Source organism: Flavobacterium sp. JAS, from assembly GCF_020991455.1.
Lineage (GTDB): Bacteria > Bacteroidota > Bacteroidia > Flavobacteriales > Flavobacteriaceae > Flavobacterium.
This window is the reverse complement of sequence record NZ_JAJMOX010000013.1, coordinates 129,729-141,643: the sequence shown is the minus strand read 5'-3', so window position 1 is coordinate 141,643 and position 11,915 is coordinate 129,729. Positions and strand designations below refer to the sequence as shown.

The following is an 11,915-nucleotide window of genomic DNA, read 5'->3' as shown; positions in this document are numbered from 1 at the left end:
CTGATTCATATTTTAAACTCAATCCTTATTTTTGTTAACCATACACAAATTAAGATGAAATTACTTATAGTCGAAGACGAACCAAATCTTTTATCGATTTTACGAAAGGGTTTTGCCGAAAACAATAACGAAGTAAGCGTTGCTCTTGATGGTAAAACGGCTCTCGAAATGATTCATAATTATGATTTTGATGTTGTAATCTTAGACGTAATGTTACCGGATATTAACGGAATCGAAATTTGCAGAAGATTACGTGCCACCAAGAATTTTGTCCCGGTTTTGCTTTTGACAGCACTTGGAACTTCAGAGAATATTGTAACGGGATTGAATGCCGGAGCCGATGATTATTTGGTAAAGCCATTTAAATTTGGAGAACTTGATGCCAGAGTAAATGCCTTAAACCGAAGAGCAAATCAGGATACCGAAAAAGTTGATACTATTGTAATTAGTGATTTGGAAATAAACGGAAAAGCCAAATCTGTAAAAAGAGATGGAGAATCGATTATTTTAACCGCAAAAGAGTTCAAATTACTGTATTATTTGGCTAAAAACACGGGCAGAATAGTGTCTCGCGATCAGATTTTAGACAATGTTTGGGATATTAATTTTGACATGAACACCAATGTTGTCGATGTTTATATCACGTATTTACGAAAAAAAATAGATAAACCTTTTAAGACTAAACTTATTCATACCATGAAAGGTTTAGGTTATATTTTAAAGCCATAAAATGGATGTAAGAAAAAAAATAACTTTTACTTATGTAGCACTTTCTTCCTTTAGTACACTATTATTGTGTATTATCGTTTTTGTCTTGTTCCGTGAAAATAATCGCTATCATTTCTTAAAACGACTAGAAGACAGAGCTAAAATTGTGGCTTCAATTCATTTTCAGAATGATCCTGAAAAGATAAAATATTACAGTAATCTGAAGAAAAACGGACTGGAAGAACTTATTGAAGAAGAAGAATTTGTGCTGAAAATAAACAGCGCCAATAGTTTTGATTACAATACAAAATTAAATCTTCCGAATGAGTTTTATACCAATATTCTAAAAACGGGTAAAGATTATTTTGAAGTAGATAATAAGTATTATTTAGGACAAATTTTCACAGAAAACAATCAGAAATATATTGTAATTGTTGGCGCGCGCGATCGAAAAGGTCCAACAACGACAATTTATATCATAAAAATTATGCTTTTTGGTGGTATAGGTTTTATATTTCTTGCCTTCTTTTTAGGACGTTTTCTTGCCAAACGTGTTATTAATCCTGTAGCGAGAATTACTAAGGAAGTTAATAGAATAAGTGCATCAAATCTGCATAACAGATTGCCTGCGGTTAAAAACTCAGACGAGATTTCAGATCTTACCGAGACTTTTAATGATATGTTGGATCGTTTGGAAACCTCTTTTGAAATTCAGGCTAATTTTATTAATAATGCTTCTCACGAATTAAAAACGCCAATAACAACCATTATTGCCGAGTCTGAAATTATGCTTCTTAAAGAAAGAGAAGTTTCGGAATACATTCAATCCTTAGAGAATATTTACAGTCAGGCTTCGAGATTAGGAAACTTAACCGAAAGTTTGCTGAAATTAACACAAACGGGCTACGACGGAAAGAAACAAGTATTAGATATTGCCAGAATTGACGAGTTATTAATGGATGTAAAATCGGATTTGGACAAGATTTATCCGGATAACCGAGTGAGCATTAAACTTAATTTTGCACCAAAAGATTCTAATTTGCTTTTAATTCCTTGTAATAAACCTCTTTTAGAATTAGCGATAAACAACATTATTACAAACGGAGTTAAATATTCTGATAATAACGAAGTTTTCGTAACATTGTCGGCCAATCAGGATTGGATTAAAATATCTATCAATGATATCGGAATCGGGATTCCGCCAGAGGATATTCCGCATTTGTATGAACCTTTCTTTAGAGGAAAAATTGCTGCCAAGTATATAGGTTACGGTTTAGGGCTTCCTTTGGCCTCAAAAATTATCCGTATGCATGATGGCGAAATCCAAGTACAATCAGAACAGAATAAAGGAACGATTGTGACTCTTGTTTTTAATAAATCAAAGAGCAAGAAAAGCAACATTAAAAATTCTAATGTTGAATCTTAGGAAATTCTAATTTTAGATTAAGACCCTTCTAATTTACGCGGAGTTATTTTGTATGTATAAACTAAACGATTATACTTATGAAAAATTTCCTTATACCTACTACTTTAAAAGATGATACTATTTGCGCTGTAAAATCAGCAATTAACCAAGCAAAAGAATCAAATTGTGAAATCATTTTAATGATGGTTTCTGATACTCCGGATGTTTTCTCTTCGTCACATTTTTTACGTGAAATGAGAACCGGACTTACAGCAAGTCAGGAAGAAGTTCTGGAAACGTGCCGATACATGATCGAACACACGCCAAACTGCAAAATTAAAGTACAGAATCAATACGGACTTTCTTCACCAATTTTTAAACGCATTATTGATGTTTTCTCTATAAAATTGGTAATTCTGACACATTCTTATAAGCAAGAAACAAAACGTATTCATCAATATTTAATTCAATTAGCCGGAAACCAAAAATGTCCCATTTTACATTTAGGACTTGAGCAGGCCAAAGACGATTTCAATAAAGCACTTTATATAGAAAACGGCAATGCAAATATGCATGTTAAGGATGTTCAGCAATTTTTGAACGATAATTTCTCTTATGAAATTGTAAGCCAAACAGCCAATTTTGATGATAATTACGAAAATTTTGCCCCTTATTTATCCGAAGCAATTTCAAAATATGATATCGATTTGTTAGTAGAAACACGCAAAGGAGAGAAAATCAAATTCAAGAAAACAAAAAAAGAAAATATAAACGAGAAATTGGGACTTCCGGTGCTCTCGCTGTACGAAGAGTTGGTTTAAAACCAGAACTTCTGAGAAAATATAGTTTTAATTAAAAACGAAAAATATGTTATTAAAGAAAAGAATACCAATGCGATATGTTATCGGAAAAATCAAAGTAGAATTGGGGTTAGTTATGGCTTACACTATTTTATTCGAAATTTTTCACCATTATTTCATCAACGTAGCGATCGAAATACCAATTGCGATTCCAACAATGGTAGGTACAATTATATCTTTATTATTGGCTTTCAAATCAAATCAGGCTTACGACAGATGGTGGGAAGCAAGAATTATTTGGGGATCAGTAGTAAATGAGTCGAGAACTTTGGTTAGACAAATGCTGACTTTTTATAAAGACCCGGATTTCTCTGTAGAAGCAAATGAGTTTAAAGAAAACTTCACCAAAAGACAAATTGCGTGGTGTTATAGTTTAGGTCAGGCTTTGCGAAATAAAGATGCCATAAAACCTATCAAAGATTTGATTAGTGAAGAAGAATTGAATTTTATAAAAAATCATCAGAATATTCCAAATGCAATATTACTGCTTCATGCCAGAGATTTAAGAATTGCCAGAAAAGACAAACGTCTTAATGCATACCAACAAGTAGAAATCGACGCAACTTTGACAAGATTATGTGATGCAATGGGAAAATGTGAGCGTATTAAAAACACCATTTTTCCAACAACTTACAGCATGTATATCAGAATGACCTTGTGTTTATTCATCCTGTTATTGCCTTTTGGATTGATTAGTTTGTTGAGCTGGTTTGCAGTTCCGTTGATTACAATGATTGGAGGAACTTTCTTTTTGATCGAAAAAATGGCAATTCACTTGCAGGATCCATTCGAAAACAGACCAACAGATACGCCAGTTACAGCGATTGCAAATACAATCGAAAAGAATTTGATGCAAATGCTAAACGAGTTTCAAAGCGAATTTGATATTATCAAAGAATTTGATCTTAAGCCTGAGCCTAAAAAAGCGGAAAACGACGCTTACTTCGTTTTATAAATTAATATTGGTTTTAATTTGTTCGCAAAACAACACCTTAATTGGTGTTGTTTTTTGTTTTTAGAACAACCTGTAAATTGTTTTAACACATAGAAACATAGGTTTTTGTATTTAAAATAAGAATACTAAAAAGAAATACATTTCTTCACACATAGCTATGTGTATTAATGCAAAGTGAAACGCCTTTTTTACATCACAAAAGCTATGTTTCTATGTGTTTAATTAAACTTTTGGATAAGGTCTAAAAAGTCAATTGAGTTTTATTTTCCCGCCAATCTTCCCAGTGTTTGTATCGATTGACGTAATTCATTCGTCCACGGCAAACCAAAACTCAATCGCATGCAATTAGAAAACTGATCCTGCAAAGAGAAAATTCTTCCCGGCGCAATACTAATATTGTGTTTCATCGCCAAATGATAAAAAGCTGCCGTATCAAAGTTTTTGTCCATTTCAAGCCAAAGAAAAAAACCACCCTGAGGCTGACTTACTTTCGTTCCTGTTGGGAAAGATTCCAGAACAGTATTGATATAATTATTACAATTCTGATTCAGGATTTGACGTATTTTTCGAAGATGATTTTCATAACGACCGTTTTTCAAAAAATCTCCCACAACCTGATGTGTAATGGTAGGAGAGGAGAGCGTATGATAAATTTTATTCCTTAATATTTCTTTTTTGAATTTCCCCGGCGAAACCCAACCCACACGATATCCCGGAGCCAGAGTTTTAGAAACCGAACTACAGCAAAGCACAATACCGCTTTCGTCATAAGTTTTACAATTTGTTGGTCGGCTTGCGCCAAAGTACAAATCACCGTGAATATCATCTTCGATTAACGGAATATTGTAAAATTCCATTAATCTGACAACCTCAATTTTATGCTCGTTTGGCATCATACTTCCAGACGGATTACTAAAATTGCTCATCAATAAACAAAGTTTCACTTTTTTAGACGAAAGTGCTTTTTTTAAAGCCTCAAGTTCAATTCCGGTGGTCATATTGGTGGGTAATTCCATGATGTATAAACCAAGAGATTTTGCCAATTGCAAGATTCCAAAATATGCCGGACTCTCCGTAATAATAGTATCTCCCGGTTTAGTAAGTGTCATCAAACAATGCGAGATCGCACTTGTACAGCCCGGCATCGTAATAATATCTTCCTCAGTTAATGATCCGCCCCAGGTAAAAGACCATCGGGCAATTTCTCGTCTTAGATTAGGATTCCCTTTAACTTGCTCATAACTCGTTCCGCTATTAGGCAGTTGACGCATCGCCTGAACCATTCCCTTGTTTAATTTGGCAATTGGCAGAAGTTCATTAGACGGAAAACCCAGCGAAAGCATCGTAATACTCTGATCCGTCATATTACCATAAACCTGATCGATTAAATCTTGTCTGTCAACGTTTTGGCATCTCAAAATTGGACTGCTTGGCGAAGGTTCAGTAATTATTCTCGCCGAAGTATTACTTACATAATAACCGGATTGCGGTCTGGATTCGATTAAAGAACGGCTTTCGACTTCATAATAAGCCTTACTAACTGTACTCATGCTGTAACCCGTTTCGGCGCAGACTTCACGTATAGACGGAAGTTTGTCTCCAACATTTAAAACACCGGATTTTATCTGTTTTTCGATTCTGTCAGCAAACTGAAGATATAAGTAATTTGAATTTTTCATAAAAAAAACTGTTATGGTGCAATTTACAAAAACTGTATCTGTATTGCTATTTTATTTTTTAGAAATTTGTTATATCAGAAAATCATTTAAAAAAGCTTTCCGTGAAAACAACAAAATACTACATAGCTGCGATTACCTGTTTTGTAATCTGGGGATTTTTCAGTTTGGTTTTAAAACCAATACATGACTATGCCTCTTTAGATATTTTATTCTACCGTGTTTTTAGTTGTAGTATTCTAATGTTATTGATTTCTGCTACATTTAGACGAAAAAAAGTCAAAGAAGCGATCGAAACCTTCAAAGGATTTTCGAAAGCCGAGAAGAAAAAGACTGTCTTATTAAATATCGGCGGAAGCGTTTTTCTAATGGCAAATTGGTTCACATTCATTTATGTAATGAATCACGTTAGCGTAAAAGCCACTTCTTTGGCGTATTTGGTTTGTCCAATTTTAACCACTTTATTAGCGTATTTTATTTTGCATGAAAAACTAAGCAAAACACAATGGATGGCAGTTGGACTAAGTGTTTCCGGCTGTGTGCTTTTGTCGTACGCCAATATTATGGACATGTTTTTTAGTATCATCATTGGTTTTACGTACGCATCCTATTTGGTAAGTCAGCGTATCAACAAAGGCTTTGATAAATTTATAGTGCTAACGTTCCATATTACGATGGCTGCCTTGTTTTTATTGCCATTTTATCCGGCTTATAGCGGCCCGGTTCCAACAGAATTTAAGTTTTATTTCTGTATCGAAACCATTGCAATTTTGTTTACAATCTTTCCGTTGTTCCTTAATTTATATGCCCTTTCGGGAATTAATTCATCAACAGTCGGGATGCTTTTAAATATAAATCCAATGATAGCTTTTCTATTGGCGATGTTTTTATACAAAGAAAAATTCGGACCAATACAAATTCTGGCATACGGAATCGTTTTTCTTGCAGTATTGGTTTTTAATTCACACCATATTTTTGCTATTAAGCAAAGATTACAACAATATCCAAAGGTTCTAAAATAATGAAAGGTTATTTATATTTTTTATTGGTTTAGAAGTTAAATTACCAGAACTTTCAGGATATTCAAAGCAGGAATGATTAGTTTTATTCCTGTTTTTTTATGAAGTTTTTTTGCCACGAATTACACGAATTTTCACGAATTATAATTGTTTTTTAAATGGGTTGCAAAGAAAAAATTAGCGAAAATTCGTGAAATTCGCGGCTACCTTTTTTCTTTTTAATTAAAATTACCAGAATCTTAACAGCATATATAAACAGGATTGAGTATTTTCAGTCCTGTTTTTTTATGCAATAATGTGTAAAAAGATTAGGCCACAGATTAAAAGGATTTAACGGATTTTTTAGCCACGAATTCACGAATTTTTTCAATCTATTTGACACAATCATTCGTGAATTTGTGGCTATTTTTCGAAACAAAAATTAATCCTTTTAATCGGTGGTAAAAAACTAATTGAATCCCATATATTTATGAAAAATACCAAGCTCCAAGCCTTTACTCCGTTGTTTTATTTAGTATGGTCTGATGATTTGCTGACTCAAAAAGAGTTTACTACAATTCAGAAATTCATTAATGATTTGACTTGGCTTTCGCCCGAAGAAAAACAGCAGCTTCTTTCTAAAGTTGATATTTCAAATCCGCCTTCGCGAAATGAACTCTCCCAATGGAAATTGGATATTGAAAAAAACATTCAGAATAAAACAGACATAAAATCGATTTTTGATATTGCGGTAGCACTTTCAGAAAAGGATTTGGATATTTCGGCACTGAAATCCAATTTTATAAAACTAGAGAATGATCTGGGAGTTTTGGGAGAAGAAGTAATTCAGAATTTCAAAACAAAAGCGAGTTCTTTTACTGCAAATTCTCAAACCAACAGTGATTTTGATATTCAGAAAATAACAGAACTTCTGGATGGAAAAGAAGCTGCAATTATCAAAAAAGTAAAATCGATTATTTCAAAACCAGAGCTTGCTTACGAAACTTCGACAGATATAAATGTCTATCGTCAAACAGTTTATAATTGGTGCAAAATCCTCGCAGATGAAAATTTGGGAAATATGGCGTATCCAAAACAATATGGCGGAGGAGAAAACATAGCTGATTATTTTGCGATTATGGAAACCTTAAGTTATCACGATTTAAGTTTAGTGATAAAATTTGGCGTTCAGTTTGGACTTTGGGGAATGAGCGTTCAGTCGTTAGGGACAGAGAAACATTATGCCAAATACTTAAAAGATATTGGTACATTAAAAATTCCGGGCTGTTTTGCAATGACCGAAACGCATCACGGTTCAAATGTAAAAGGACTTGAAACTACAGCAACTTACAATCATAACGATCAGACGTTTGTAATTCATACACCAAACAAAAATGCTCAAAAAGAATATATTGGCAACGCCGCAGTTCACGGACAAATGGCAACCGTTTTTGCGAAACTAATTATCGATAATCACGATTATGGCGTGAATGCTTTTGTAGTTCCACTTCGGGATACAAACGGAAATACTTTAAAAGGAGTTACGATTGGCGATTGTGGTCATAAAATGGGCTTAAACGGCGTGGATAACGGAACCATAAGTTTTGATAACGTTGTGATTCCGAAAGAAAATATGCTTGATCGTTTTGCTTCTGTAAATGATAAAGGAGAATTTGAAAGCCCAATCCCGAGTGATAATAGACGTTTTTTTACCATGTTAGGCACTTTAGTTGGAGGACGAATCGGGATTCCGCGTTCGGCTTTGGCTGCAGCCAAATCAGGATTAACAATTGCCATTCGATACGGCGATCAACGCAGACAATTTGGTCCCGAAGGCGGATCAGAAGTTCCAATTTTAAATTACAGAATGCATCAACGAAGATTGATTCCGTCATTGGCAAAAACGTATGCCGTACATTTTGGTTTGCAATATCTTACAACCCGTTTTCTGAACAGAACCGAAGCCGAAATGCAGGAAATTGAAGCTTTGGCAGCCGGAATGAAATCCTATTCGACCTGGAGCACAAGAGATATTTTGCAAGAATGTCGCGAAGCCTGCGGAGGAAAAGGATATTTATCTGAAAACCGAATCAATGCTTTAAAAAATGATACCGAAATTTACACCACATTCGAAGGTGATAATACAGTCTTGATGCAATTGGTGGCTAAAAACCGTTTATCCGAGTTTAGAAAATCGTTTGGAGAAATGGGTTCTTTAGGAATCATCAATTATGTATACGAAAATGCAAAAACAGCAATTACAGAGAAAAATCCAATTGCAACCCGAAGAACAGATGACGAACACTTGCTTGATGGCGAGTTTCATTTACAAGCTTTTATTCATCGAGAAAAGGCGATACTAGCATCGGCTGCAAGACGTATCAAAAAACTAGTTGACGGAGGTTTAGAACCATATGATGCTTTTAATGTAGTTCAGCATCAAATGATCGATGTAGCTCAGGCTTATTTGGAAAGAGTAGTTCTGGAACAATTTCAATTGGCAATAAAAACAGTAAAAGATCAAAAGACAAAAGAGGTATTGACAAAATTGAATCATTTATACGCACTTTCGCAATTTGAAAAAAACAAAGCATGGTATCTTGAAGACGGTTATATGGAAGCCGTAAAAACCAAAGCAATTCGAAAAATGGTCAACCAGCTTTGTTGGGATATTCGACCAGATGCGGTTTCATTAGTAAATGCATTCAATATTCCGGAGAGTTGTCTGGCCGCGCCAATTGCGGTTCTATAATATTTTTAGCCACGAATTCGCGAATTTTTTTCAAAGTTTATCTGAAATAATTCGTGAATTCGTGACTATTTTTTATAATAAAGAATGTAATTATTTTATATCAAAATCAGTAATGATATAGTTATTTTTATATCACAGAAGACTTAAAACTATATCTAAATCATCGATTTATTGAAATAACTTGCCTTCTCAAAATCCTTAATATTAATCGAAATAACCGGAACTTCAGGAAGTGTAGCATTCAGTTTAGATACAATTGCTTTTGATAATTGAGCTTTTTGATCTGTATTTCGGCCTTCCAGAATATATCCGAAAACATGAATAAAATCGTTCAGAGAATTTCCGTTATTATAATACGAAAATGGATTAATACGAACCTTAATTTCAGAAGGAATAAAAAGTTCTGTTGATAAAGCCGCATTAAAAACTTCCTGCATTATATCATCTGCAGATTTCAATCGGATTACGTTTTCAGAGCAATCAATAACAAAGTGTGGCATGAGTGTTTATGTTTAGATTATTGAAAAATTTAGTTTAACCAAAATTATGAAAACATTCTCATGATTGCTTTAAAATAGCCTTTTTATAAAGATTATTATTTCAAAATTTTGTTATGATTTTTAATATCCAGTAAAATGAGCAGACTTCATAAATAATTCAAATTTATAGCACGACTTTCTTATATTTGTAAGTCTTATATATCTTTACTCAGCTTGAAAAAATATTTGTTATTCCTGTTAATTGTTCTTGTCAACCTGCCTGTTTATTCATTGGATAGTACAGATGCTATTTTAGCACAGTTAGACAATGCTTTAAAAAACAAGGAACGATATGTTCAGTTAAAAGAAGAGCGTATTTTGAACTTCAAGAAAATCAAATCTGATAACTTAACGAAAGAACAGGAGTACAATTTCAACAAGACTTTATATAAAGAGTATCTAAAATTCAATTCAGATTCGGCTATTCATTACGTCAAGAAAAATCTGAAACTTGCAGACGAGCTTCAAAATAAAGATTTAAAAGACCTTGCAAATCTTGAATTAGTAACACTTTATTCTTCTTCGGGAAAATATCGCGAATCAGAAGCTATTCTAAAAGCGATCAACAAAAATAAATTATCAAAAGAATTGCTTCCAGAGTATTACGAAGCTTATCGCGAATTTTATGAGCATTATGTAGCCAACAGTTACGACCCAAAGTACATCAAACAAATTGCGATGTACCGTGATTCGTTACTGACAGTTTTAAATCCTGAAACGTTGAAATATAAAATCAATGTGATTCAGCGAAATATTCATCACAAACAGTTTGGTATTGCCCAGAAAAAATTGATGCGTTTATTAGGAACAGCAAATCAGGATGATACACAATATGCAATGATTGGATACCTTTTAGGAAGTATTTATGAAACCACACATCAATTAGAATTAAGAAAAAAATATTACGCACTTTCAGCTTTATCGGATATTAAACATTCCATAAAAGACAATGCTTCTTTGCAGGAACTGGCTTTGGTTTTTTATGAAATTGGTGATGTAGACATGGCTTATAGATTAACACAATCTGCAATTGCAGATGCTCTGTTTTGTAATGTACAGTTTCGAACCCTGCAAATGTCTGAAGTATATTCGATTATTAACACGGCATATTTAGAAAGAGAAGCCAAAAGAAAAATGCAGTTGCAAATGTATCTTTTGTGCATTAGTATTTTGACGGCATTTTTGATTGTGGCGGTTATTTATGTGTACAAACAAATGAAAAAAGTATCCCGAATTCGTGGAGAGCTTTTTATAACAAGTCAAAAACTGGCCGAATTAAACAAAGATATTACGGAAACGAACAGTCAATTGCAGGAACGTAATGCACAATTGTCAGAGTCCAATCATATTAAGGAAGAGTATATTGCGCATTTCTTTAATTTGTGTTCGACTTATATCAATAAACTAGAAAACTATCGCATTATTTTAAATAAGAAAGCGACTGCGAAACAGTTCGACGAAATTTATAAAATTTTAAAGTCAACAACTTTAGTTGATAATGAATTGGAGGAATTGTACAAGAATTTTGATATTATCTTCCTGAATTTATATCCAACTTTTGTAAAAGACTTTAACGCTTTACTAATTAGCGAAGAACAAATTGTTTTAAAACAAGGAGAATTGCTAAATACAGAGCTTCGCATTTTTGCTTTAATCCGACTTGGAATTACGGACAGCGTAAAAATTGCGGCATTTTTGAGATACTCTTTAAGTACAATTTACAATTATCGCACAAGAGCAAGAAATAAAGCGGCAGTTTCCCGAAATGATTTTGAAGAAATGGTCATGAAAATTGGCTTAATTACCTTAAAAATCTAATTATTTTTTTTAAAACCACTACTTTTTTTGATAATTATTTTTTATTAAAACATTGATAATGAATAATTTGATTTTTTATTTTACTACTTTTTTTCGTTTAAAAATTCAACACGAACTATAACGTTTTAGCTTTACAATATTATTAAAGGTGTTTTCGAGAACAGCAACCTTTAATTATATAAATGCTTTAATAAATTAATAGTT

At 33.2% G+C, this 11,915-nt stretch carries 9 protein-coding genes; 7 read left to right on the top strand and 2 right to left on the bottom strand.

Going from position 1 to position 11,915, the window contains the following annotated elements; translation table 11 throughout:
* The first annotated feature begins 54 nt into the window (after window positions 1-54).
* From LPB88_RS19635 to LPB88_RS19620, 4 genes are all read left to right on the top strand, one after another.
* On the top strand, window positions 55-729 hold the full coding sequence (locus LPB88_RS19635) for a response regulator transcription factor (RefSeq protein ID WP_230717380.1): 675 nt from the start codon (window positions 55-57) through the stop codon (window positions 727-729).
* 1 nt (window position 730) lies between these two features.
* Window positions 731-2,134: a HAMP domain-containing sensor histidine kinase gene (locus LPB88_RS19630; protein WP_230717379.1), complete on the top strand. Its 1,404-nt coding sequence runs from the start codon at window positions 731-733 to the stop codon at window positions 2,132-2,134.
* Window positions 2,135-2,211: 77 nt separating this feature from the next.
* Complete coding sequence (locus LPB88_RS19625) at window positions 2,212-2,934, top strand: hypothetical protein (protein WP_230717378.1); 723 nt, start codon at window positions 2,212-2,214, stop codon at window positions 2,932-2,934.
* Window positions 2,935-2,980: 46 nt separating this feature from the next.
* The gene (locus LPB88_RS19620) at window positions 2,981-3,928 is read left to right on the top strand and encodes a bestrophin family protein (RefSeq protein WP_230717377.1); all 948 of its coding nucleotides are present in this window, start codon (window positions 2,981-2,983) and stop codon (window positions 3,926-3,928) included.
* A 260-nt stretch (window positions 3,929-4,188) separates the two neighbouring features.
* Here the strand turns inward: LPB88_RS19620 and LPB88_RS19615 are convergent, their stop codons facing one another.
* On the bottom strand, window positions 4,189-5,607 hold the full coding sequence (locus LPB88_RS19615) for a PLP-dependent aminotransferase family protein (protein ID WP_230717376.1): 1,419 nt from the start codon (window positions 5,605-5,607) through the stop codon (window positions 4,189-4,191).
* A 101-nt stretch (window positions 5,608-5,708) separates the two neighbouring features.
* Between LPB88_RS19615 and LPB88_RS19610 the strand changes: the two genes are divergently transcribed.
* Both LPB88_RS19610 and LPB88_RS19605 read left to right on the top strand, forming a co-directional pair.
* Window positions 5,709-6,626 (top strand): EamA family transporter, encoded by a 918-nt coding sequence (locus tag LPB88_RS19610; RefSeq protein WP_230717375.1) that lies wholly within the window; start codon window positions 5,709-5,711, stop codon window positions 6,624-6,626.
* A gap of 466 nt (window positions 6,627-7,092) precedes the next feature.
* The gene (locus LPB88_RS19605; protein WP_230717374.1) at window positions 7,093-9,354 is read left to right on the top strand and encodes an acyl-CoA dehydrogenase; all 2,262 of its coding nucleotides are present in this window, start codon (window positions 7,093-7,095) and stop codon (window positions 9,352-9,354) included.
* Between the two features lie 155 nt (window positions 9,355-9,509).
* Here the strand turns inward: LPB88_RS19605 and LPB88_RS19600 are convergent, their stop codons facing one another.
* Window positions 9,510-9,854, bottom strand: a complete 345-nt coding sequence (locus tag LPB88_RS19600; protein ID WP_230717373.1) for a 5-carboxymethyl-2-hydroxymuconate Delta-isomerase — start codon at window positions 9,852-9,854, stop codon at window positions 9,510-9,512.
* Between the two features lie 213 nt (window positions 9,855-10,067).
* Between LPB88_RS19600 and LPB88_RS19595 the strand changes: the two genes are divergently transcribed.
* Window positions 10,068-11,711 (top strand): DUF6377 domain-containing protein, encoded by a 1,644-nt coding sequence (locus tag LPB88_RS19595; protein WP_230717372.1) that lies wholly within the window; start codon window positions 10,068-10,070, stop codon window positions 11,709-11,711.
* The last annotated feature ends 204 nt before the right edge of the window (window positions 11,712-11,915 follow it).